Genomic DNA, 24,203 nt, shown 5'->3' with positions numbered 1-24,203 from the left:
GTTAATCATCGTTAATCCAGCTACCCATAAAATTGAATCTATGAATATCCAGACACAAATCACATTCAAAATCCAGCAAGCCATGCAGCCCGACTTCCTTGAGGTCATCAACGAAAGTCACACACACAATGTGCCGCCCGGCTCCGAATCACACTTCAAGGTTACTATTGTCAGTAACCAGTTCAATGGGAAAAGGCTGATTGCACGCCATCGGCAGATTAATGGCATTTTGGCAGAGGAATTGAATGGCAAAATCCACGCGCTGGCGCTGCACACCCTGACGCCAGAGGAGTATGCAGTACGGGAAGGCAAAGTCGCGGAGTCGCCGCAGTGCATGGGCGGAGGGAAAGACTGAAGCCCCCTCCCGGCTTCCCCTTGTTAGGGGTTAGCCAAAAAACACATAGCCAAGGTTGATACCACTTTCCTCAAAGGGGGGAATCCGTACCGCGTTAGCCTGCTCTAGGCTGGTGCATTCCATCGAAAAAACAACGTGGTAATGTTCCCCCACTAATTGGTAGGCAATCAGGGTTTTGTCTTCTGGCGAAATGACCCAGTAAAACGGTACTCCGTAACGCTGCAACGCCATGAAATGGGTGAACAAGTCTTTGCGCTCATGCCCCGGTGAGGTGATTTCACACACCCAGTCTGGCAGCAGCTCCATGATCCCTGATGGGCGGGCAGGCAAGCGTTCTTTACGCCAACCCGCGAGATCGTGGGTGGGGCAATGGTTTTCGCTGTAACGCACACTGATTTCGGTCATAATCCACCAGCCGCCGATGCCGCCCTTACGCTTGAAGGGCGACACTTCATCCGACAGCCCCGCTTGCACCAAAGCGTGTTCGGAACGCGCCATTGGGCGTTTGACCACCTCACCACTGATCAACTCGACGCGCTCGCCTTGGGTGATGAGCAAATCATCTACGGTCTTAAGTTTGGCTGCTTCCACGGCGGTTTCCTAGCTGTGAGTGATGGTTGAAGTATATCACCAAGCTTCGACAAGGATGCTTTCCACATCAGCGCATCCAACAAAATCACTCGGATTCTGGTGATGATGGTGCGGCATTAGCCTGCTCCCATTTCTCCTGGCATAGCCTGTAATTTTTCCGGTAAAGCTGTGTACGGGGATGCTGATCCCCTAACTTTTTCTCGGCAATCCTGATAGCACGCTCGTACAGCGGCAGGGCTTGCGCAGTGTCGCCCTGATCGTAGTACAACGTTGCAAGGTTGTTCAGACTCGATGCCACATCAGGGTGTTCCGCTCCCAGCACCTTTTCCCAAATCGCCAGCGAACGCTCAAACAGCGGCAGGGCTTGCGCAGTGTCGCCCTGATCACTGTACAGCAACGCAAGATTGTTCAGACTCGTTGCCACATCGGGGTGTTCCGCTCCCAGCACCTTTTCCCAAATCACCAGCGAACGCTCGTACAGCGGCAGGGCTTGCACAGTGTCGCCCTGAGCGCGGTACAACTCCGCAAGGTTGTTCAATGTAGTGGCAATTTCTTTGGACTCTGGTGGAAACAAGATTTGCTGAACTTTAAGTTGTTGTTGGAGTGCCAATAAAGCCATGCGGTAATTTGCTGCATCTCTCTCTAACGATCCAAGCAAGCCCCAATAATCAGCGGCTTCAGTTTGCGAGGGAATCTTGCCCTGTTGGGTGTAACGCTGTTTACAGGCATTAAGGACAGCTCGGCGGCGGTGCATCGACCAGTTTTGGTTACGCACGAGCAGATTGACTAAATCTCCTGTTTTGACCAGCCCCATCTGCAATTGCGTGTGGAGCATCGCTTCGTAGACGCTGGCGTATTGTTCGTCCAACCACCAACCGAGTTCAGAGCGCATGGAATCGTAGTCGCCCTTATCTGCCTGTGCTGCCAAGTGCAAGAACAGTTGCGCGGTACTGCGGTCAGGTTCGTGGTAGTGGCGCAACTTTTTCAGCAGTTCTTTTGCCCATTGGGCGCGGGTTTGCACCGGACGTAAAGATGCTGCCAGCAGCGGGTTGACGTAACGGGCGAAGGTAACGGCATTATTTTCCGGGGTATGCGGTACGTCATCCGTTACCCATTCGAGCAAACCATTGACATCAAAATAGTGCTGGCGTAGCGTCGCTTCCAACCGTACAGTATCGGCCTTTTCCACCTCGCGGAAGTATTGCAGCAACAAATCCCACGGGATCAACGGGTTCATCATCCCCGCCCAACGCATGAATTTATCTACCGCCTCCCGTTCCGCTGACGGGATAGCTTGTAACAGCGCGTGATAAGTTTCCCGCAATGGCTGACCCAAAATGCCTTCCAACGTGGCAGATTTGGTTTGCGGCGCAAGCTGCCACCCACCCTTGCCCTCAAGCAAAATGCCTTTGTGCAACAACTCGGCACAAGTTTCCGCCAGCAATGACGGATAGCAAACCTTTCCATCACTTTCCAACCGCGCATAATCGTACAACAATCGTGCAAAATCACGATTCAAGGCATGACCACCCAGCCAGTTTTTCATCCGACCAAATCGGTTAGGATTAAACCGATGGTCGATCAGGTCTTTCAATTCCTTTTCGTTGATCGGGGTAACTGCAATTTCTTGTGGATTATCGCCAGCAATAGCATCCAACGCGCTGGGCGGCGTATCTGGAAGCACTGTGCAAGCAAACAACACCCGCCCATGCTGCCGCTCTTCGGCGGTTTGCTGCCAATATTCTTTGTCCAGCAAGGCGCAAGTATCGTAATAATGCCAAAGGGTATTGGTCTTTTCGGTGCGTGATAGGCTGCCCTGTTGCGGAAAATGGTCAACATTGCACAACAACAGCACCAAATGGTGTTCTGCACCCAACTCTTCCAATAAGATACGGAACGCGCTTTGCCAACGCTCAGGATTCAGACGGGATTTTTGTTCACGGATGCGGGTGATAATGCGGGTATGCAGCCTCTGATCAACCGCGAATTTCAACACCGCCCCCAACAACATTACCGCCACGCTCTCTTGCTGTTTCATGGTATCGGCAATTTCCACCGCCAACTGTGACCATTGCACCCGCCCTTCGCTATTGTCGGGTAAGGTTTGTTGCAGCAACGTTTGAAAATACGTTTGGGGGTTTTCCGCGCCAAGGATTTCCGCCCAATCCAGCGCGGCAATAATAAACGGTTTGGCATCCAGCGTATGGTCATGACAAGCCGCTTCCAGCAAATACCTGCGCCCACTGCCCAACTCGCCACGTAACACCAACGGACGGCAAGCGCTATCCTCCAGCCACGCACCGACCTGCCCGTTACGCACCAACGGGTGAAAGTTCAGCAAGGTGTGCCGGACAGATGCAGGATCAATGGTTGCAGCAAGCTCATTCATGGCAATAACAACATGGGGTAAGTGCTTGCCTTTATAGCTGAAATATCACCCGAACAACAAGGGGGAAATATCCCCCTTTTCGGTTTAGGCAGGCAGCTTACGCTCAATCTCCTGCAAATTCGCCACGACAATGCCCTTGTCCGTTGCCACTTCGCAATCGCTCAGCATCGTGCGTAGGAATACCACATGCTCTGACATATAGCGCACCTTACGCGGTGCTGCCCCACGCCCGACAGCGGTGCTGTACATCTCGGTGATGCGCTGGATTTGCGACATTTCGTCCAGCCGTGCACTGCGCAGGTAGTTCAGCAACGCAAGTTCGGCCTTGGTGATGCCCGTGAGGAACGTTGGCTCAGTCTCCTCTGCCTTTGTCACCAATTGCCTTGCCTGTGTCAGCTTGGGATTGAGTTCCGTCAGGTCAAGCGCTGGTGTATGCCCGCAAAGGGCGCGGACTACCCGTGTGGTCAGCCAATTGATGAGCGGATAACCCGCATCGGCTTTGGCCTCTTTCAAGGCAAACTCATAGGCTTTGCGGTAAGCATCTTCCATCGACTGCAAGGCTTGGGTGCGCTCTTCCCCACCCGACATGATCGCCTTGCGTTTGTAAAACTTGCCCAACTCTTCCATGCGGGTGAGGCTTTCCCCCAAACCCTTCATCATGGTTGTCAGGGTAGCCTCACTGTCTTTCAGCATCTGCGCTTTGAATGCTTCCAGTGTCGTGCCATCGGGTGGGGAAGATTTCCCCAAGGTACAAGCCAATGCCCACGCAGTTTGGAAACTGGCCTTATCTTCCAGCATAGTCAGGGGGTAATCCGCCCCCGCTGCATTCAACGCCGTTTGGTAGGCGGCAATGGCTTCGGCGTACATTTCCAGCTTACCGTAAGCACGCCCCAGTGCGTATAGGACGGGTACATGACCCAGCCATTCCAGCGGAATGACGGCGTGCAATTTTTTCAGGGTGGTCTGCAATTCCGGGTATTCATCCGCCTGCGAGGTGTCTGCCGAGTTGATCAGGTTGTTCAGTTCGGTAACAACCTCGACTTCCGCCACGAAATGCCACGGGTCGGCCTCCTCACCCTCTTTTTCACCTTCCGGTTTGCGGCTGGTCAGCAAGCGGTATTCCGGGTCGCCGTAACACTGGTACGCCCCCCACGTATTCGAGCTGGGGTATTTCTGCCACGTTGCCCGCCGCGCCAGCAGCACAGCTTTGCCGAAGGGATAGCCTTGCAACAAGGCGTCGTAACACGCCAAGGAAAAGACATTGGCGGCATCATCATTGATCGCCCAACCTGCCGCAATAATGGCACGGACACCCACTTTAATCAGTTCTTGGGCAAAACTGGCAGCCAAACGGCTACGGTTGGCAAGCGCAATATCGTCGGTGGAAGCGCTTGTTGCATTGCTAGCCGTTTCGCCTTGCTGTTGCTCTGCGTCCATGTGCGCCAAATGACAGCAGTTGACGAACACGAAATCAGGAACAGTACTCATCTGCCCAATTTCAACCGCCGTCAGGTAAATGCCATTCCCCAAGACCATGCCGGTGATGAATTGGTCTTTGTTTTTGTCGGAGTCAGGTTGGAAGCGGTACACCCCATGCCCCGCCAAGTGCAGCACGCGGTAATCGGCAGTCAACAATGATTTGAGGACTGCTTGCGCATCCGTGCCAATTTCCTTGGTAACGCGGCTAAAACCCTTGCGTTTCAGCAAGTCATAGACGGCTTCGGCTTCCTTGTTGGCAGCATCCAAGCGCGGGAAACGCGGGTCGTCATTCGCAGGTGGGTCGCCGACCACCAAGGCCGAACGTTCCAGCACGCTGCGTTTGGCGCGGGTAAATTGCCCCACCATTAATTGCCGCAACACCCCTGAACGCACCGAAAGCGGTTGGGATTCAAAATTGCGCCGGTCATACAGCAATTCCCACGGGTAGGAAGATGCGGCCTCATCCAACACCAGCACCATATTTTCCGTGTTGGGGGCTTGCTCCTTCATTTCACTCGGCAGTAACAATTCAAACAGGATATTGCCCAGCTCTTCATCCGATTCACTGGAAGACACGGCCTTTTCAATAAACTGGTCAACCAGCTTGCGTTGGGTCGATTGCAACACCAACTCTGCCCGCGCCCGGTCGGTGAGCGCGGTATATTTCAGCCCATCTCCGTGTTCCTCAATCTGCAAACGCCGCCACCAGCCGGTTGGCTCGCGGTACATAACGCGGCTGCGGCTGCCCGGCAAGGTTCCCATCAAGCTCCTGCCGGTGAACTCTTGGCGGAACTCGGGGTAATCGACGATCGTGCGCACCAAACGTGCCGCTTCCACCGCCCGGTCTTCGTACACCTCGATGAATTCCACACTGTCGATGCGCATCGGCGTACTACGTTCAGTCTTGCCCAACACGAGATTGGCCTGCCCCACCGCCCGGAGGATGGAGGTGATGGAATCCGCCAAATCAATGCCGCCACCGCCAACAGAACCTACCAGTAAAGTAGAAACCGGCACACGGACGTAATCACCCTTATCCGCAGGCGAACGTGCTGCCCGCACTGCCAGCGCGTAATCAATCAGCGCTGCCGAGAATGTTGACACCAACTCACCGGAACTCAGCTTGCCGACATCGCCCAAACCCACAATGACCGCCCCAGCGGGACGTTTACCCTTAGTATTGAACAGCACTGTCGAGGTTTTCAAGCCGCCGGGATACTTCCCCAAACGCAGCAATTCGGTCAGCCGCCCGTTCAGGCATTTGTCCAATACCTGCTCGGTACGCAGGATGGAATCGCCCTCGTAATGCCCCACCATCACCGGATTTACGGCGTATTCCAAATCGCCGTGTGTCACCTTGACTTCCACCTGCGGACGCAACTCTTCCTGCGTAATGCTGGTGTGGTAGCCCAGTGCAGCGGCTTGGATTTCCGTTTCATCAGGGAACAATTCCAAGCGCAGCAACGGCAACCACTGCTCAGGAATATTGCTGGTACGCGGGGGAACCCGATCCAATTGCTGGGCGGAACCATCCATCAGCAAACGCAACAGAGCTGGGATGTAATCGGGGTGGCTCGCCATACGCCCGTGTTCAACCGGCATAAACCACTGTTGCACTTTGGCATCGCGGGCATCAAGGCTGGTATTCCACAAGGTGACACCATCGCCTTCCCCGACCGCACGGAAACGCCAATTGCCGTGATCATCAACCAACGCGGAAGGTGTCAAGGTAGCAACACCATGGACATACAGCACCCGTTGGGGGTCAAGCCGTACCGCATCCAATTGGTCGCGCACCCGTTTGGCATCGACCAACAAACGGCTGGCAGGCCACTCATTGAAACCGCCCCCCTGTGTTTCAATGGGGATGCGCCAAGCCGTTTCCTCCAGCCAAGCGCTGGGTAATTGTTCCAGCAAACCGGGGTATTCGGCGAACTGCTTCAGCAATAAATCCTGTTGTTGCTCTTGCCCACCACCACTCAACACCAGCAAGCGGGTCAGGCGGTGTTGCCCCAGCAAAATTTGCGCGGCTGCATACGTGCCTTGCAAGGCCGTACCCAGCAACACGCAACGGCAATCGGCCTCATCTTGCAAGCGTTTCCACACCCCCGGTGTTTCGCTCATCATGCTTTTCAGCACCAAGCCACCCGTGGAATGCGCCAAAATCCGTAAAGTTAGTTTACGCCCTTTCCCTTTGGCCTGATCCAACGCGCGTTCCAGTGTTTCACCCAAGCGCCGCCCAGCATCCAGCAGCGAACGCCGCCAGTCGTAAGGGAAGGTTTCTACTTGATAATTGCGTTCCAACGCCGTCAACAAGGGGCGGTAAGCATTTTCCAGCACCGCTCCCGGCTTAACCCCGGCCTGTTCGGCTTTTAGGGAAGAGAAATCCCCCCACGCTAAAGCCCCCATGTCCAGCCACACCGGGCTGTCATTCACCAACAGGTTGGAACCCATGAAACCGGGGATGAAATAAACCGTACTGACTTTATCCCCCGCCCGCACAGTCACCGTTTGCGCAGAACGGGTTGGCTTTGTCCCCACCTTTCCCACCAACGGTAACAGGCGCGAATCCGTATCTGGGTGTAGGCGCAAGGCATTGATCAGCAGCTCCAACACCTGATCGTTGCGGAAGTAAGCAAAGTGGCTGCTTTCATCGCGTTGGTCTGGGTAAAAATACGCCCCATCAGTGCGCGTTCCCCCGCCGTACATGCTCGCGGTGTTGACCACATAGTCGTTTTCTTCCCCGAAGAAGCATTCTGTCGTCCACTCTTTGAAATACCCCAACAAGGTCGATGCCTTCACATTACCGGCAATGACTGTTAGGTTGGAGGCAAGCTGTACATCCGGGCGATTCAGCAAGCGGATCAGCGGGGAGGATGGCGACATCGCTTCCAACCCCGGCAAGGCTTCCGGTTGGGCACGTTTGGCTAGGACAGCCATCAGCACGAGGCGCACAAATTCGGCAATTTCACGCAGATAGGGGACGGGAATCAGGTTCAGCACATTGAATAGGATCGACAAGCCATCCTCAATCCGTGCCGAGGCCAACACCGTCCCACGAGCTGGGCAAGCAACCCGCACAAACCGTTCAACCACGATCTGCTTGTCTTGGAGCAGGTTTTCAATTTCCTGCAACTCCTCCCGTTCGGTTTGGCGTTCAGCCGTAGCGAATGCCTTTAATTCATCCACAGCGAAGATGTTGTCACTGTCTTGAAACTTACCACCGGACTCACGGGTACTGCGTTGCAATTTACCTTGGCACAACAGCTCCCCGACCAAACCACCGCGTGAATGGCTGATGATGTGCAAACGGGTATTGGGCGGCAGCAAACGCAACACCTGCAAGGCATTGTGTGTCGGGCTGACCGTCAGGGTGCGGTGTTCGAGGGTAAATACCTGCCCATTGTAAGGCGCAAACAGGCGCTGTAGCCAAGCACTGGCATTGTAGCCTTGGCGGGATTCCCACAAGTCACGGAAACTGCCTTGGGTGCTGGAAAACGTGCCATGTAGGAACAGTAACACCGGCTTACTGGTGTCAATCTGCATTTCCTCAGTGCTGGCAATGGGCTTGGCCTGCGCCGAAGTGCAATCCGGCAAGGCATTCGTATCGGCACAACGGTATACGCCGGGGTTAAGGATGCGCTTGGTTTCCAATTGCTCGACTATTTTGTCGGCAATGGCATTGCTGGCTACCCCTACCGGGTCGATATTCAGGACACGCAAAAATTTTAGCATCAGCCCCACAGCACCCCGGTTACGGGCAATGTCGAAACTGCTGGCATCAATCGGCGCGTCGGAGTCGGTGGCAGAACGGCTTTGGCTACGGACAGTTTGGGCTTTCAGGTCGCCTGCGCGTACCCAACGTTTGTAACCGCCCTCAAACTCCAATTCTAGGACGGTATCGTCGGTCGCCCCTGCCAATTCAATGGTTTCATTATCCCCTCCCCGCGTTAGCCCAATTTGTACTTCTTGGGCATAGCTGACAGTCAGGATGTCCGCAAATTTATTGTCCAACAACGGAAGACCCGTATTCCCTGTTAACAATTTACCTGTGACTTTAATCGCGTCCATGAAACCCTCGGCATTTTTTTAGATTAGCTAGTGTTGTAGTACAAAAGCCCGCAAAGTGCAGTGTGTGCCTGATAAAATAGGCTGATACGCAGCCGGAGCGTGCGTACCAGCCCTCTGTCTTACTGGGACAGCTTAAACAATTGTTCAACGATTGCCGCCAGTGGTGTCATATCAGCAGACGCCTTGGCAGCAGCGGCACGCCAACTTGCCGGAATAGCTTTTCCGGTTTGCCACGCACCCGTTGCCAAATTCTCGTAACGGCTGACAGCACGTGAACCTTTCGGCGGTGTCCAAAGAAAATCCGGGTGTGAATTGGTATACCATTCGCCCCCAATAATCTTACCGCTGGCATCCAATTCCAGATCGTAATAATAGTCCACGTCAATTACCGCATCATTCGTACTGGAATCCTCATGCACCTGCTCGTTACCGTTTTCACCCATATACGTAACGCGCATCACAATACCAACAAAAGTGGCGGCTTTAGGGCTGCGGTATTTCTTAAAAATGTCACTGCTGAATGCTGCACGGGACACCGTAGCTTCCGCTAGCACATCGCTTTGCTTGAAAGTCTGCGGGTTAAAATAGGTGTATTTGTAACCCAACAGCGGCTGGTTCCAAACCTGATAGTCAAAACTGGCATCCAACACCATGCTGCGCTTAGAAACGCCAATCTGGTTCACGACCGCCAAATGCCAAGAACCCGGATTGGAATCGGCGCAATCCGCAGCGGTGGGACGCCCGCCTTCCCGCGCACCGGGCGCACCCGTCGTTTCATCCCACGTCTCAGTCCCTAGCGAAACATCAACCGTGCCGGGTGCTGGTTGGGTTGGATCAGGCGGCTGGTCAGTCGGATAATCAGCGGCAACGAACGGGTTCATCAAGGTGACAACCCGCCCCGTGGCAGGGTCAAACTCCGGCTTTTCGGTATTACAGCGCCCGCCGATGAAACGGGTTTTAGGGTTAGATTTCGCCCACAATAAGGAACCCAGCGCCTTGATTTCGCAGGGGAAGAACGTGAGTGTAATATTATCCGGCGTCAGCACCTTCACGCTTTTTAGTGGTCGCGGCAGCATGAACGAGGCAGGTGACCAGCCGTGGCAAATCCCAAACCAGCCGGGAACTTCGCCGCGTTTGTCGAAATAGGCTTTACCATCCAGCCACGAAGCGCGGGTTAGGGTTTCGTTGGCATCCCCCACCAGCGCGTCGTATTTTTCTGCTGGGGATAGCTCATTCACCCACACTTCGCTACCGCTTTTAAGGATAACTTTGGAGGGATGGTTGCGGATGTAGTCAAACCCTTCTTTCCAACCGCCCGGCATACAACCTGCGTAACGGTTAGCCAATCCGCCGCTGGAGGTTGCCCAGTAATCGCCGCTCCACGGATGGGTTTCGAGACGCGCCGCTTTCAACCCCGCAGCTTCAATCGCGGGCAGGGTTTCATGCACAAAGGAATCAACCAGATTACGCGGATTGTCATTGCTGGCGTAAGCGGCGCGGGTACTAGCCTCTTTTCCAATGACCTTGCTGCGTAATTGGTCACGCCCTTGATTCCAATTACTGGTCGTTGCATCTTCGGCATTCGCGGGGCTGGCAACCGCAATTTCATTACCCGCAGCATCGTACTTGGTAGGAACTTGTTGCATAACATCGGCGGGGTTGCCATGCAATGCCCGCAAAAAAGCGTCGATTTTCTGTGAATCGAAAGTAGCCATCGGTGAGTCCTCGCATTGGTCGGAATATTGTATAAAGACTGGCGGAATTCTCCCAGAGAGTCTATAGCAATGGTTACGATAACGAGTAAAAAAGGATGCATCCGATGGCTTTACGACTTGCAGAAATGACCTTGGCGCAGGCTAATACCTACTACGCGCAAAATCCCCAACTCCGCTACGACCGGCCTTTACCCGCTTCGGCATATGACATTAATCCGACTGCTGCCCAGCAATTGTGGAAAGACCCTAGCCTTACCAACAACCGTTCGCTGCTGACCAAACTGATTGAAGTCGGGGGCAAATGGCAGGAAGTACCAACCCATATTCACAGCGACAAGGAATTACGCCTGATCGCTTACCAAAATGTGTGGAAAACTAAACAACGTGACCTGTTACGTTTCATCCAACCGGGCGAGTGGTACATCGGTTCTTCCCATCACAATCCGGGCAACCGCAAAATTGTTAAAGAAGTGTTCCATGATGAAGAAAAAGGCATGGAAATGCTCAAGTTCAGCATTACCCATATCCGCAATTACATCGGGGTGGCAGATGGCATGGTGGCAACCGACAGCCCACGCAGTTATTCCAACCAACACTCGGCGGGACACGTTAACCCCAAAGACTACCCTTCCCTGCTGTGGCGGGTAAAATTCCTCGGTGACATTACCCCTGCGGAACAACGGGCTTACATCAACAATATCCGCACGTGGGCAATGCTATTACAGAAAGTGACCAAGTTCCCGCCCGACTACAATGGCAATGACAACCTGATGACCAACACTTACGCCAAGGTCATTGAATTCGGGGGCTATGTAATGGATGCGGTGCTGGGTAGCGCCAGTGCCTTGGCGGAATTGCACAGCCAAGCCGAACAGGTCTATTGCTCCGAAGCGGGGATGCACTTATCGCTGAACCTTGGGTTAAATGCCCCGCTGAATAAAGCATCCGTCACTGCCCTATTCGGTGCGGACAAATGGCCTAAAGTGCAAGCCATGCTAAATGAGGGCAGCGATTTCTGGCTCAATGGCAAACATCAGGACTACTACGGTAATGGCACAGATGGCTACATGCAGAATGCCGAGCAAAACCGCTTAGTGGATATGGAACCCGCCCCGGATTGGCTTAAACCTTTGAAAGACCGGCTACCCGGTAGGCCGCTGGCAGGTGGTGGGTTAGTGTTCCGCCCGTGGGATACTGCCGACATGATCGAGCATTTCGTCAAAACCGCCATCCCCCGCCAAGGGCATGAAACGTGGGATGTTTCCAACGCGCAGGCAGAATTGCTGTTGTGGCTTAAACCCGGCATTTTCCATTCGATGGGTTTCAGCCGCACTAACCCACCACCGCCACCGTTGGTCATGCTGTTTGACACGCTGGTAGCGAAAGTACGGCGCAATTACGCCTCTTATGAGGAACTCCGCGCAGCCATCGTGCCGGAATTGCAATCAGCCCACCAGATTGTTGCACCAAAAGCACAAGGCGATGGGGCATTCGTGCCACCACACATGGTGACAACCATCCAAGGCGATGCTGATGAACTGATCGCCTTGGAGGCTGTAGGCCAGTTGTTCCACGAAGACGTATTACGCGCGAAGTAAAGCGGTAGTCACTTGGCAGCTTGCGGCGCTATTGCCCGCAAGCGCAGGATCATCAGGCGCACCGCCTCACGGCGCATTTCCTGCTTGATTGTGGCTTCCTCTTCCGCTGCCCCGAGCACGTAAGTGCCGTTGTAAACTTGGGAACGTTCCACATGCACGGAACGTTCCTGTGCCTCGCCCAACTCCTTACCGCTGACACGAAAAGTGACATCCAGCGTATGGTTGAACTCACGCACCTGCCGGGTTGAAGAGTAACCCGACACGATACGGTTTTCGCGCAATTCACTAATCGTCAGTAAAACGGGAGCATCTTGCGCTTGCTGCTTGATGCTTGCCCCAGCACTTTGCAGCCCATCACGCAAGGCAAGGCCGAAGTCGCTTTGCAGGTCGACACCTTGTAGGTAAATATTCTGCATCAGTTGCGGTAACGGACTGCTTCCACGCAAGTGGAACGGTTCGGCACATCCCGCTAACCAAACCACCAATACCAATAGGAATGCTATCTTTTTCATTAACTTGCCACTATGTTAACCAAACGGCCTTTCACCACAATCACTTTCTGAACGGTTATGCCTTCAAGGAATTTTTGCACATTTTCGTTTGCCAGTGCGGTCGCTTTGATGTCGTCCTCACCCGCCGAAGCACTCACCTGAATCTTGCCGCGTACTTTACCGTTGACTTGCACGATCAGCTCCAGCGTGTTTTGCACCAGTGCGGCGCTATCCACTTCCGGCCACAAGGTGTCGATGATGGCTTCATCATGACCCAATGCCTGCCACAGTGCATGGCAAATGTGCGGGGTAATCGGGGCAAGCATCAGCACCACTTTTTCCAGCGCGTCTTGCCGCACCGCACGCCCTTGTGCCGTCTCATCCGCAAAGCGGGCGATGTCGTTCAACAACTCCATGTTCGCGGCAACAGCGGTATTGAAGGTATGGCGACGTGCCATATCATCACCCACTTTTTGCAGGGATTGGTAAACCTTACGGCGCAAAGCTTGCTGTACATCATCCAACGCAGCCGTATTGACTGCTCCGGCACTACCTAAAGAAACGTGGTCAACCACTTGTTTCCAAAGGCGACGCAGGAAACGTTGCGCACCTTCCACACCGGAATCCGACCATTCCATGCTCTGGTCGGGGGGAGCAGCGAACATCGAAAACAACCGCAAGGTATCCGCGCCGTAACGGTCGATCATTTCCTGCGGGTCAACACCATTGTTCTTGGATTTGGACATTTTGGTAATGCCGCCTGCCGCAACCGCTTGCCCATCTTCCAGCAGTGTTGCCCCCGTCACCCGGCCTTTGTCATCGCGTTCGATATTGACCGCACTGGGTGGAAACCAGTCTTGCCCACCGCCGTCACGTTCGCGGTAGAAGGTTTCCGCCAAGACCATCCCTTGGGTCAGCAGGTTAGTGAAAGGTTCGTCCGAATCCACCAAGCCGTTGTCACGCATCAGCTTGTGGAAGAAGCGCGAATACAGCAAGTGCAGGATGGCGTGTTCAATCCCACCGATATACTGGTCTACCGGCAACCAATAGTTGGCGCGGGAATCCAGCATCGCAGCATGGCTATCAGGGCAGGTATAGCGGGCGTAATACCAAGACGACTCGAAGAAGGTATCAAAGGTATCGGTTTCACGGGTCGCCGCTTTGCCGCAGCAAGGGCATGTGGTTTGGTAAAACTCCGGCATCCGCTTGATCGGGGAACCGCCAGTTTCATCGAAAGTAACATCTTCCGGCAATACCACCGGCAAATCTTTTTCCGGTACGGGCACTGCCCCGCAATCATCACAATAGATAATCGGGATTGGGCAACCCCAGTAGCGTTGGCGGGAAACACCCCAATCACGCAGACGGAAATTCACCCGGAGACGGCCTTTCCCCTTTGCTGACAAGGCATTAGCAATGGCTTCAAATGCCGCTTCTGAGCTTAACCCATTAAATTCACCGGAATTGACCAGTACACCTTTTTCAGGAAACGCCGCAGCGCTCAGGTCAATGTCGCTCCCATCTGCTGGAGCAATCACTTGTTTGATGGGCAAGCCGTAAACTTTGGCAAACTCCCAATCACGTTGGTCATGCGCCGGAACTGCCATGACCGCACCAGAGCCATACGACATCAGCACGAAGTTGGCAACCATGATAGGTACGGACTCACCCGTTATCGGATGGATAGCCTTAATGCCAGTCGCCGCACCTTTCTTTTCCATCGTTGCCATATCGGCTTCAGCAACTTTGACCTGTTTGCATTCTTCGATGAAAGCTGCCAATTCCGGGTTGGTTTCTGCCGCTTTCAACGCCAGCGGATGCTGGGCAGCAACCGCCACGTAAGTGACGCCCATCAGCGTATCAGGGCGGGTGGTGAAAACGGTCAGCTTACTTTGTTCAGTAAGAGGAGCCAACGCAACACCGAAATCAAGTTCCACCCCTTCGGAACGCCCGATCCAGTTTTCCTGCATCGTGCGCACTTGTTGGGGCCAGCCCGGCATTTTGCCGATTTCTTCCAGCAATTCATCGCCATAGGCAGTAATCTTCAGGAACCACTGGTCAATTTCGCGTTGTTCAATCAGTGCACCGGAACGCCAGCCACGCCCATCAATGACTTGCTCATTTGCCAATACTGTCTGGTCAACCGGATCCCAGTTGACGGTGGATTTTTTGCGGTATACCAGCCCTTTTTCATACAACTGGGTAAAAAACCATTGTTCCCAGCGGTAGTATTCGGGTTTGCAGGTAGCAACTTCGCGAGACCAATCAATACCCAAGCCCATGGATTTCAACTGGTTGCGCATGTAGTTGATGTTTTTGTACGTCCACGCTGCCGGGGCGGTATTGTTCTTGATGGCGGCGTTTTCCGCAGGCAGGCCGAAAGCATCCCAGCCCATCGGCTGCAATACGTTTTTGCCCTGCATCCGCTGGAAACGGGCGATAACGTCGCCGATGGTGTAGTTACGCACATGCCCCATGTGCAGTACGCCGCTGGGGTAAGGGAACATCGACAGGCAGTAATATTTTTCCTTGTCTGGGTCTTCCGTCACTTCAAACGTGTGGTTGGCCTCCCAGAATTGTTGGACTTCCGGTTCCAGTGTTTTATGGTTGTACTGTTCCTGCATGGCACTACTCATCGGCAAGGGGCGTTGAAAAAAGAGCTGCTTAAAAGTGGGCGAAGCATACAAAGCTTACTGGCAATAAGCCAGTAACTTGCGCCGCAAACGATGGATTATAGCTTAACAAGTAGGGCAATTCCGCACACAGAACAGGGACAATCGCCGGAAAATTTTCAGATAACTTCCAGCAGTTTGCTGCGCAGGTTATCCGCTTCGCGCATCCCTTGGCGTGAGGTCATGATGGCCTGATGCCACTCATCGAACAACGCCCGCAGATCAGCATGGTTATGGCAATGTTCTAGCCGATCAACCAAACCCGTGACGCCGAATGCACCCACAAATGCCTTCAGGGTATTGACCATAAAATTACGCGCAAGCTGCACTTGTGTCGGGTTGTTATCAGTCGGTAAGGGGCGGAACAGTGTGTTTGACAGAGCCACCTTAACAACCGCATCGGCGGGGACGGGGGCATGGACGGCAGGAGTTTCAGGAGTAACAACAGGTGCGGGGGAACTGCTCACAGGTACAATATACCCATCCGCTTCTAGCTGGCGCAGGACTTGATGAATGTCGGTAATGCCGGGGAGTATCCGCATATCATCGGTGGTGCGTTTGCCATCAATATAAATCAGGACACGCCTTATGGCTGGAAGCAGCCCACCTGCTTTGGTTTCAACTTCTTCGCGCCCTTTAGGGGTCTTTACAAACACTCCGTCCATGATTAGCTTCCCTCCATGCTACCCGACCTGACACTGCCATAGAGTGTACATGAAGTTGCCATAGAAACGACAGATAGATTCCCCCAAAATCACCCTAGTGTCGTAATTACCCGACACCCAGCAGCGCCAACACACCCAATGCGGCAAAGATCACTGCCGCAACACCATGCACCACCTTCAGCGGCAGTTTGTGCGCCATTTTGTCACCCAGCAATACGGCTGGCACATTGGCAATCATCATACCTAACGTCGTACCTGCCACCACCCACACGAGCGAGGCATACTGCGCTGCCAGTGCTATCGTGGCAATTTGGGTTTTATCACCCATTTCGGCGAGGAAAAAGGCAATCACCGTGGTAGTGAAAATCCCGTAATGCGAGGTATCGACGTTGGCATCATCGTCATCCAGCTTGTCGGGAATCATGATCCATACCGCCATTGCCAGAAAACCCAAACCCAATACCCAGCGCAGCACATCCGTCCCTAACACGGCGGTCAGCCATGCGCCAATCGCCCCCGCACCCGCGTGGTTAAACAAAGTGGCAACCAAAATACCGAGGATAATCGGGACAGGACGGCGGAATTTCGCGGCGAGAACCAAAGACAGCAGTTGGGTTTTATCCCCCATTTCTGCCAATGCAACGATACCAGTTGAAACGAGAAAAGCTTCCATGAGCAGAACATATCCAAAGAACGGGGACTGGATTTAAACAAACGACCGGAAGGATGTCCAGCTTTGCACCAACACCTGCCAGCGTGTGACATAAGTCAGCAGAACCCAACCATCACAGGCTTAGAATGAAGATGTCCAATAAAAAAGGGAGTAATCCAATGAAGAGTTTCATACCTAGCTTGCTTATCAGCGCCGCATTGTTGTTCGCCGTTAACACCGCCCCGTGTTGGGCAGAAGATGAGGAAGACGGCGAAGCCTATAACGCAGCCGTTGGGGTAGAAAGTACGAGTGGAGATGCCGTAGGTTATGCCAATTCAGGCGACTATGAAGACGCGGCTGCATCAGCAGGTGCAGGCTTCGACACCGCCGCAGACCCCATACCCCCAGTAGATTTAAGCGGTTGCGACCCGCACTGCACGGTTGACCCTGCTGACCTCAAACAGTATGACCCACCGCAACCTTCCCTGAAACCGTCTTACGTGCCACCACTGTGGCCTTCCGAGTAAGGTGAAGTTCCACCAAGGCGTTACCCTTTAATACGGGCAGCGCCTTGTTGGTGAGGGTGTGTTTATTCTTCCACACCCAGCAAACCAGCACCCCGGTCTTTTGGCACGTCGGTGATATTGCGCAATTGGCGGCTTTGCTTGATCAGGTCGTGGATGATAGGTAATAGGATCAGCTCAATCGCAGCGAGCATCTTGCTGCCGGAGACTACCAGCGTGCTGCGGCGGGACATGAATGCGCCCGGAATATCCGCCAGTAACGGCTTAAAGTCTGGCATGAATTTCTTGCCAAAATGGATGACAAGGTAGCATTCGTCTGCCGTCGGCATTTCCTCATCACCAAACGGGTCGGAAGTGTCCACCACCGGGATCATTTGGAAATTGATGTCGGTGCGTGAGAACTGCGGGGTGATGTAATGCACATAGTCGTGCAAACGTTCCAAAATGGATGCCTGCACTTCTTCCTTGGAGTAACCACGCATTGCGGTATCACGTTGGATTTTGCGCATCCATTCCAGATTGGCGTTTGGTGCCATACCGATGCTTAAGTCGGGGTATTGGGCAATATTGATGTCACCCGCGACCACGGCGCCGTGCAAACCACGGTACAGCAACAAATCGCTGTCGCCGTCCATTTGTTCCCACGGGGTGAATGTGCCGGGTTCCTGACTGTATTTTGCTGCCATTTCTTTGGTGTGCAGGTAATGGCGGCTCATGCCCGTGCCCGTTGCGCCGTATTGCACAAACAAGGTTTCCAGTTTGTCCAGATGGTTGCCGTCTGGCCCGAAGTGGCTCAGGATGCGCCCTGCTTCCTTGGACTTGCGCATTTCTTCGCGCATGGTTTTACGGTCATAGCGGTGGAAGGCGCTGCCTTCGATATACACGGCTTTGACCCGTTCGCGCCAGAAAATGCGTTCCAACGCTTTGATAACAGTAGAAGAACCCGCACCGGACGAACCCGTAATCGCGACAATAGGATACTCTGCTGACATGCGCTAACCTCTTAAATCTGTGGTGGTTGCTGATTAATCATGGATATTTCTTGCAATCCTAAAGCATAAACCATCGGTTTTCAGCGCAAAACTGCCCATTGTGCATAGGGAAGCCGCAAAATGTGACGTGTGCCATGCCCCGCACATTCTGGTACGATAGCCGCCTTGATTTGAAATGCACAAATGATACGACGATGAGCAGAACTACCCAACTCCAGCAAGCCCTTGCCAACCGCATCTTGATCCTTGACGGCGCGATGGGCACGATGATCCAACGCCATAAACTTCAGGAGGCCGATTACCGGGGCGAACGCTTCCACGATTGGCATTCCGATGTCAAAGGCAACAACGACTTGCTGGTGCTGACCCAACCGCACATCATCGGCGGCATCCACGCCCAATACCTAGCGGCGGGCGCGGACATCCTCGAAACCTGCACCTTTAACGCCACACGCACCTCCATGCACGACTACGACATGCAGGAATTGTCCTACGAAATCAACGTAGCGGCAGCGAAACTGGCGCGTTCGGTAGCGGACGAATACAGCACGCCGGATAAACCTCGTTTCGTGGCGGGCGTATTGGGGCCGACCAGCCGCACATGCAGCATTTCACCGGACGTAAACGACCCCGGCTTCCGCAATGTTACCTTCGACGAACTGGTGACAGCCTACATGGAATCGACCCGTGGCCTGATCGAAGGCGGCGCGGACATAATCCTGATCGAAACCATTTTCGACACGCTCAACGCCAAAGCAGCCGTGTTTGCGGTCAAGCAAGTGTTCGACGAAGACGGGATCGAATTGCCGATCATGATTTCCGGCACGATTACCGATGCTTCCGGGCGCACCCTTTCCGGGCAAACCACCGAAGCATTTTACAATGCGCTGGCACATGCCGATGCGATTTCCTTCGGGCTAAACTGCGCACTGGGGCCTGACCTGTTACGCCAGTATGTCGAAGAAATGTCGCGTGTGTGCGCTTCACACGTTTCCGCCCACCCAAATGCCGGTTTGCCGAATGAAATGGGCGAATACGACATGGATGGCGCAGCGATGGCTGTACACATCCGTGAATGGGCGCAAAGTAGCTTCCTGAATATCGTCGGCGGCTGCTGCGGCACGTCGCCTGCGCACATCAAAGCCATCGCTGACGCCGTTGCCGGAATTGCGCCGCGTAAACCACCGGAACTCGCCAAAGAATGCCGCCTTTCCGGGCTGGAGCCGTTCAACATCGGCGCAAACAGCCTGTTTGTGAACGTGGGCGAACGTACCAACGTTACAGGTTCCCTCAAATTCAAACGCTTGATTAAAGAAGGCAATTACAACGAAGCCCTGCAAGTCGCATTGGAACAAGTGGAAAGCGGCGCACCCGTGATCGACATCAATATGGACGAAGGCTTGCTGGACGCGGAAAAAGAAATGACCCGCTTCCTCAACCTGATCGCGTCTGAACCGGACATTGCCCGCGTACCGATCATGGTCGACTCCTCCAAATGGGACGTGATCGAAGCCGGGTTGAAATGCATCCAAGGTAAAGGCATCGTCAACTCGATTTCGATGAAGGAAGGCGAGGAAAAATTCATCCACCAAGCCAAACTGGTGCGCCGTTACGGGGCTGCGGTGATCGTCATGGCGTTCGACGAGCAAGGCCAAGCGGATACGCAAGCACGTAAGATCGAAATCTGTGCTCGGGCTTACAAAATTCTCACCGAGCAAGTCGGCTTCCCGCCCGAAGACATTATTTTCGACCCGAACATCTTTGCGGTCGCTACGGGTATCGACGAACACAATAATTACGCGGTGGACTTTATCGAAGCCACGCGCTGGATTCGTCAAAACCTGCCCTACGCGCACATTTCCGGCGGGGTTTCCAACGTGTCGTTCTCGTTCCGGGGCAACAATCCGGTGCGCGAAGCCATCCATAGCGTGTTCCTCTACCATGCGATCAAGGCTGGTATGGATATGGGGATTGTGAATGCGGCGCAAATGGCGGTGTACGACGATATTCCAGCGGAATTGCGTAACGCCGTCGAAGACGTGATCCAGAACAAGGATGCAGGTGCGACCGAACGCTTGCTGGATATTGCCGCAAAATACAAAGGCGACGGCAAGACCGAAGAGAAGAAAGAAGACCTCGAATGGCGTAGCTGGCCTGTCGAAAAGCGCCTCGAACACGCGCTGGTGAAAGGCATTGATGCCTTCGTGGATCAAGACACCGAAGAAGCGCGGGTGAAACTCGGTCGTCCGTTGCTGGTCATCGAAGGCCCGTTGATGGATGGCATGAATGTGGTCGGCGACTTGTTTGGGGCGGGCAAAATGTTCCTGCCGCAAGTGGTCAAATCTGCCCGCGTGATGAAAAAATCGGTGGCTTACCTTGACCCGTTCATGGAACTGGAAAAGGCTGGTTGCGAGGTGCAAGCCAACGGCAAAATCCTCATGGCAACCGTGAAAGGCGACGTGCATGACATCGGCAAGAACATCGTCGGCGTGGTGTTGCAGTGCAATAGCTACGAAGTGATCGACCTCGGTGTGATGGTTTCCGCCGAAAAAATCCTGCAAGTGGCTCGGGATGAGAAGGTCGACATTATCGGCCTCTCCGGTTTGATTACGCCGTCGCTGGATGAAATGGTGCATGTGGCGAAAGAAATGCAGCGGCAAGATTTCCATGTGCCATTGCTGATTGGCGGGGCGACGACTTCCAAGATTCATACGGCGGTGAAGATTGAGCCGCAGTACAAGAACGACATCGTGGTGTATGTGCCGGATGCGTCGCGTGCCGTGGGCGTAGCGAGTGCGCTGCTCTCCAAAGAACAAAAGCCGGATTATGTGGCGGGTATTCGGGCGGAATACGAGCAAGTGCGCGTGAAGCGTGCGGCGAATCAGACTGAGCGTAAGTTGGTGAGTCTAGCGGAAGCGCGGGCGAATGGGTTTAAGGTGGATTGGGCGAATTACACGCCACCGAAACCACAAGCCACTTCTCCCCTCGTGTTCAACGATTATCCATTGGCGGAATTGGTGGAACGGATTGATTGGACGCCGTTTTTCCGTAGTTGGGAATTGGCGGGGCGTTTCCCTGACATCCTCACGGATGAAGTCGTGGGCGTAGAATCAACCAAATTGTATGCTGATGCCCAAGCGATGCTGCATAAGTTGGTGGAAGAGAAATGGGTGCAAGCCAAAGCGCTGGTGGGTTTCTTCCCCGCCAATGCCCAAGGTGACGATGTGGTGCTGTACACCGATGAAGGCCGCAGCCAGCAACTGACGGTACTGCACAATTTGCGGATGCAGATGGAGCGTAACGGGCAACAGCCGAACTTCTGTCTGGGTGATTTTGTTGCTCCGGTCGAGTCCGGCAAGGCGGACTGGATGGGCGTGTTTGCGGTGAGTACGGGCTTTGGGATTGAGTCGCACTTGAAAGCCTTCCGCGAAAAGCACGACGATTACAGCGCGATTATGCTGGAAGCCTTGTGTGACCGTCTGGCGGAAGCTTTGGCAGAACGGATGCACGAGCGCGTGCGCAAGGAATTCTGGGGTTATGCGGCGGATGAAACGCTGGATAATGACGCGATGATTGCCGAGAAATATCAGGGGATTCGCCCTGCCCCAGGCTATCCGGCTTGCCCTGACCACACCGAAAAGGCCACGCTGTGGTCGTTGCTGGATGTGGAAGCGAATACCGGAATGCAACTGACCAGCTCCTTTGCGATGTATCCGGCATCTTCGGTGTCGGGCTGGTATTTCAGCCATCCTGAATCACGTTACTTCGGTATCGGGCGCATTGCGCGGGATCAGGTGGAGGATTATGCCAAACGTAAGGGAATGACGGTTGCGGAAGCGGAACGGTGGTTAGCTCCGGTGTTGGGGTATGAGGCTTGACACACTTGAATACTGATATTGAAGTCCATATTAAAGCATTGTTATATTTGAGATCATTCAGGCTGGTCATCTTATCAGCCTGATCTTAAATTAAACCTATCTAGGCAAGAATATAGAATGAAAATTATTAGAAATGTTCTCGTAAAATTACCTGAAGCAGAAAAAGAAATAAAAGTAAAGAACTGGATCACACATCCTCATAATGCCGAGGTAATAGTAGGTCAACATCAATTCTTCGAAGATGGAATTTTACATGTTTTAATTTCATCAATAATCACACTAGATAAAAATCCAGCACTTAATGACACTAGGGAAATCATACTTCCATTGAGCAAAATACACCTTGCTGAACAATATATTGAAAAAGAAGCAAACCTACTTTCTGTTATAACAAAATCATCAAAAGAATTATTTTCTCCCATTCCGTATATTTTATTTGCTTATGAAACACCAAGCGAACTCGAGTGGCTAAATGAAACATCAGGATACGAAATACATGGAACCCCAACCATCACAGAATATTTCAGTGTTCGTGAATGTCAAAATATACATCAAGACCTCCTGAATGATAGATTAAATGGAGTAATTCTACTATCAGAGGCACTTTGCCACAAAAACTATATGGGTAGATATAGAGATTACATGAGATTCTTTGAATTGGCATTTAATCGGAAAATATCTCAGCTAGATCATAAACTTTATCAATTTTTGCAAGGATTTAATGAGGCAAATTATACAAAAGAAGAAATTAAAGAATGGATCACACACAGAAATCCATCATCTCATGCAGATCGTGGATCATTCGCCATTGAAAGGATGGTAAGACCATATACACAAAGAATTGAACAAGCAGCATATGACGTATTGTACAATAAAAAAGATTGGCACAATCCTTCAAAAGAAAGAAGAAATATCTATTTCCCATCATTTTTCAGCATATCCGAAAGTGGAAAAACCGCTGCTAGACCTGGAACCGAACTTACATTAACTGCTCATTCTGACGATCATTTTTCCTCATACAAAATAAAAAACTACACGCTGGAATTAAAAACGAGTGGCAACCTAAAAATATGGGGGCACAATTATAACATGCCTTTTGGAAAAGTCACAGCACCAATAAATTAATCACAAAAAACCCCATCAAAACTTCAGTCATCGCATTTGATTTAATTTTAATTAAAAATCAACCCATCAAATAAACTGACGCGAGCACAAACATAAAATCAAAAAATAAAACAACACAATCTGACACTTAAATCATTAATTATTGTTATTATAAATATTTTCTATTCATCGTGGCATATGAAAAATTTTGGGCAGTTACTTATCTAAATCACTAAAACCCACTTGCCCGCAAATCCGCAATCCGAACCATCATGGCACGTTCCAGGTCATACGGAATATCCTGAAAACCGTGGTGTTGATAGAAAGCCCGTACTGATTCATCCAACGGATGGGTAATCAAACCGTAACAACCTGCCACATCCGCAATACGCAACACCGTTTTAAAAGCGAAGAACAATAATGACGTTGACAAGCATTGCCCTTGATAGTGGGTATCGACTGCCAATTGCCCCAGCAAAATAACTGGAATCGCCTCTGGTTTATTACGTTGCTGCGTCTTGACCAAAAACTCACGGCGTATTTCTGCGGCAAGCAGCGTGACGTAACCCGCTATCTTTCCTGTTTCGGTGTCACACACAATATTGGTACGCGATATATCCGCTTTGTGATTTTTCCATGCGTGGCGTTGAAACCACTCATTCAACGAAGCCCTGCCACAATCAAATTCGGCACGGTTGTCATCTTCGCTCAACGGACGTGGCTTGCTTATTCCCATGCAGGCTTCATCCCCGCAATACGTTGTAATGCAGGTATCGCTTGCGGTGGTGTGTTGAGCCATGCCTCGAAATCTTGCCAGTGTTTAGCAGATATTTCGACCACTACCCGCCCCATCATTTCAATCTCAGCAGACTCCAAAGCTTTGCGCCGGACAAAATCGCTAAGGCTGGTATGGGCGTATTTGGCAGCCGTTTCCAGCAAATTTCTCTCTGTTTCACTGACACGCACACTCAGTATAGAAGTTGTCATCAGGTTCACCCTTAAATCATGTATGACAAAAACATACGCC

Annotated in this window: 16 protein-coding genes; 5 read left to right on the top strand and 11 right to left on the bottom strand. The window is 52.6% G+C overall.

The annotated features are described in order from the left end of the window. The first annotated feature begins 40 nt into the window (after window positions 1-40). Complete coding sequence (locus PHE17_RS12630) at window positions 41-355, top strand: BolA/IbaG family iron-sulfur metabolism protein (protein WP_301016223.1); 315 nt, start codon at window positions 41-43, stop codon at window positions 353-355. A 30-nt stretch (window positions 356-385) separates the two neighbouring features. Here the strand turns inward: PHE17_RS12630 and PHE17_RS12625 are convergent, their stop codons facing one another. From PHE17_RS12625 to PHE17_RS12610, 4 genes are all read right to left on the bottom strand, one after another. Next, window positions 386-946 (bottom strand): Uma2 family endonuclease, encoded by a 561-nt coding sequence (locus PHE17_RS12625; RefSeq protein ID WP_301016222.1) that lies wholly within the window; start codon window positions 944-946, stop codon window positions 386-388. Window positions 947-1,031: 85 nt separating this feature from the next. Beyond that, window positions 1,032-3,335: a tetratricopeptide repeat protein gene (locus tag PHE17_RS12620; RefSeq protein WP_301016221.1), complete on the bottom strand. Its 2,304-nt coding sequence runs from the start codon at window positions 3,333-3,335 to the stop codon at window positions 1,032-1,034. A gap of 84 nt (window positions 3,336-3,419) precedes the next feature. Then, the gene (locus PHE17_RS12615) at window positions 3,420-8,885 is read right to left on the bottom strand and encodes a CHAT domain-containing protein (protein ID WP_301016220.1); all 5,466 of its coding nucleotides are present in this window, start codon (window positions 8,883-8,885) and stop codon (window positions 3,420-3,422) included. Between the two features lie 119 nt (window positions 8,886-9,004). Continuing rightward, entirely contained in the window at window positions 9,005-10,600 is a 1,596-nt protein-coding gene (locus PHE17_RS12610; protein ID WP_301016219.1) for a hypothetical protein, read from the bottom strand. A gap of 104 nt (window positions 10,601-10,704) precedes the next feature. Here PHE17_RS12610 and PHE17_RS12605 point away from each other — a divergent pair, with 104 nt between their 5' ends. Continuing rightward, window positions 10,705-12,198 carry a hypothetical protein gene (locus tag PHE17_RS12605; RefSeq protein WP_301016218.1) on the top strand — a complete coding sequence of 498 codons (1,494 nt, stop codon included), beginning with the start codon at window positions 10,705-10,707 and terminating at the stop codon, window positions 12,196-12,198. 8 nt (window positions 12,199-12,206) lie between these two features. On the opposite strand, the gene lptE is transcribed toward PHE17_RS12605, so the two are convergent. From lptE to PHE17_RS12585, 4 genes are all read right to left on the bottom strand, one after another. Then, window positions 12,207-12,710: an LPS assembly lipoprotein LptE gene (gene lptE, locus PHE17_RS12600; protein WP_301016217.1), complete on the bottom strand. Its 504-nt coding sequence runs from the start codon at window positions 12,708-12,710 to the stop codon at window positions 12,207-12,209. Beyond that, window positions 12,710-15,313, bottom strand: coding sequence for a leucine--tRNA ligase (leuS, locus tag PHE17_RS12595; protein ID WP_301016216.1), 2,604 nt, complete (start codon window positions 15,311-15,313; stop codon window positions 12,710-12,712). The genes lptE and leuS overlap by 1 nt, the downstream gene beginning before the upstream one ends. Before the next feature lie 167 nt (window positions 15,314-15,480). Further along, a complete protein-coding gene (locus PHE17_RS12590) occupies window positions 15,481-16,026 on the bottom strand; it encodes a hypothetical protein (protein WP_301016215.1) in 546 nt (181 codons plus the stop codon). A gap of 106 nt (window positions 16,027-16,132) precedes the next feature. Continuing rightward, window positions 16,133-16,699 (bottom strand): TMEM165/GDT1 family protein, encoded by a 567-nt coding sequence (locus tag PHE17_RS12585; RefSeq protein WP_301016214.1) that lies wholly within the window; start codon window positions 16,697-16,699, stop codon window positions 16,133-16,135. A gap of 158 nt (window positions 16,700-16,857) precedes the next feature. Here PHE17_RS12585 and PHE17_RS12580 point away from each other — a divergent pair, with 158 nt between their 5' ends. Further along, window positions 16,858-17,205, top strand: coding sequence for a hypothetical protein (locus PHE17_RS12580; protein WP_301016213.1), 348 nt, complete (start codon window positions 16,858-16,860; stop codon window positions 17,203-17,205). 62 nt (window positions 17,206-17,267) lie between these two features. Here PHE17_RS12580 and PHE17_RS12575 read toward each other — a convergent pair whose 3' ends face one another. Further along, window positions 17,268-18,194, bottom strand: coding sequence for a phosphoribulokinase (locus PHE17_RS12575; RefSeq protein ID WP_301016212.1), 927 nt, complete (start codon window positions 18,192-18,194; stop codon window positions 17,268-17,270). Window positions 18,195-18,388: 194 nt separating this feature from the next. On the opposite strand from PHE17_RS12575, the gene metH reads away from it, so the two are divergent. Then, window positions 18,389-22,072, top strand: a complete 3,684-nt coding sequence (metH, locus tag PHE17_RS12570; RefSeq protein WP_301016211.1) for a methionine synthase — start codon at window positions 18,389-18,391, stop codon at window positions 22,070-22,072. 117 nt (window positions 22,073-22,189) lie between these two features. Further along, window positions 22,190-23,197, top strand: coding sequence for a hypothetical protein (locus PHE17_RS12565; protein WP_301016210.1), 1,008 nt, complete (start codon window positions 22,190-22,192; stop codon window positions 23,195-23,197). A 211-nt stretch (window positions 23,198-23,408) separates the two neighbouring features. Here PHE17_RS12565 and PHE17_RS12560 read toward each other — a convergent pair whose 3' ends face one another. After that, on the bottom strand, window positions 23,409-23,912 hold the full coding sequence (locus PHE17_RS12560; protein WP_301016209.1) for a GNAT family N-acetyltransferase: 504 nt from the start codon (window positions 23,910-23,912) through the stop codon (window positions 23,409-23,411). After that, the gene (locus PHE17_RS12555) at window positions 23,903-24,163 is read right to left on the bottom strand and encodes a DUF1778 domain-containing protein (RefSeq protein ID WP_301016208.1); all 261 of its coding nucleotides are present in this window, start codon (window positions 24,161-24,163) and stop codon (window positions 23,903-23,905) included. Before PHE17_RS12555 ends, PHE17_RS12560 begins: the two co-directional genes overlap by 10 nt. Window positions 24,164-24,203: the final 40 nt, after the last annotated feature.

Origin of the sequence: Thiothrix sp., assembly GCF_028714775.1 — a bacterium.
GTDB lineage: Bacteria > Pseudomonadota > Gammaproteobacteria > Thiotrichales > Thiotrichaceae > Thiothrix.
Note: the sequence above shows the minus strand (reverse complement) of the source record. Positions and strands in the feature narration are given on the sequence as shown.

Excerpts from the sequence above, each read along its gene's own strand:
- leuS (WP_301016216.1), bottom strand. The coding sequence starts at position 15,313 with ATGCAGGAACAGTACAACCATAAAACACTGGAACCGGAAGTCCAACAA.
- metH (WP_301016211.1), top strand. The coding sequence starts at position 18,389 with ATGAGCAGAACTACCCAACTCCAGCAAGCCCTTGCCAACCGCATCTTG.
- PHE17_RS12555 (WP_301016208.1), bottom strand. The coding sequence starts at position 24,163 with ATGACAACTTCTATACTGAGTGTGCGTGTCAGTGAAACAGAGAGAAAT.
- PHE17_RS12630 (WP_301016223.1), top strand. The coding sequence starts at position 41 with ATGAATATCCAGACACAAATCACATTCAAAATCCAGCAAGCCATGCAG.
- PHE17_RS12575 (WP_301016212.1), bottom strand. The coding sequence starts at position 18,194 with ATGTCAGCAGAGTATCCTATTGTCGCGATTACGGGTTCGTCCGGTGCG.
- PHE17_RS12560 (WP_301016209.1), bottom strand. The coding sequence starts at position 23,912 with ATGGGAATAAGCAAGCCACGTCCGTTGAGCGAAGATGACAACCGTGCC.
- PHE17_RS12610 (WP_301016219.1), bottom strand. The coding sequence starts at position 10,600 with ATGGCTACTTTCGATTCACAGAAAATCGACGCTTTTTTGCGGGCATTG.
- PHE17_RS12580 (WP_301016213.1), top strand. The coding sequence starts at position 16,858 with ATGAAGAGTTTCATACCTAGCTTGCTTATCAGCGCCGCATTGTTGTTC.
- PHE17_RS12605 (WP_301016218.1), top strand. The coding sequence starts at position 10,705 with ATGGCTTTACGACTTGCAGAAATGACCTTGGCGCAGGCTAATACCTAC.
- PHE17_RS12620 (WP_301016221.1), bottom strand. The coding sequence starts at position 3,335 with ATGAATGAGCTTGCTGCAACCATTGATCCTGCATCTGTCCGGCACACC.
- PHE17_RS12590 (WP_301016215.1), bottom strand. The coding sequence starts at position 16,026 with ATGGACGGAGTGTTTGTAAAGACCCCTAAAGGGCGCGAAGAAGTTGAA.
- PHE17_RS12585 (WP_301016214.1), bottom strand. The coding sequence starts at position 16,699 with ATGGAAGCTTTTCTCGTTTCAACTGGTATCGTTGCATTGGCAGAAATG.
- PHE17_RS12565 (WP_301016210.1), top strand. The coding sequence starts at position 22,190 with ATGAAAATTATTAGAAATGTTCTCGTAAAATTACCTGAAGCAGAAAAA.
- lptE (WP_301016217.1), bottom strand. The coding sequence starts at position 12,710 with ATGAAAAAGATAGCATTCCTATTGGTATTGGTGGTTTGGTTAGCGGGA.
- PHE17_RS12615 (WP_301016220.1), bottom strand. The coding sequence starts at position 8,885 with ATGGACGCGATTAAAGTCACAGGTAAATTGTTAACAGGGAATACGGGT.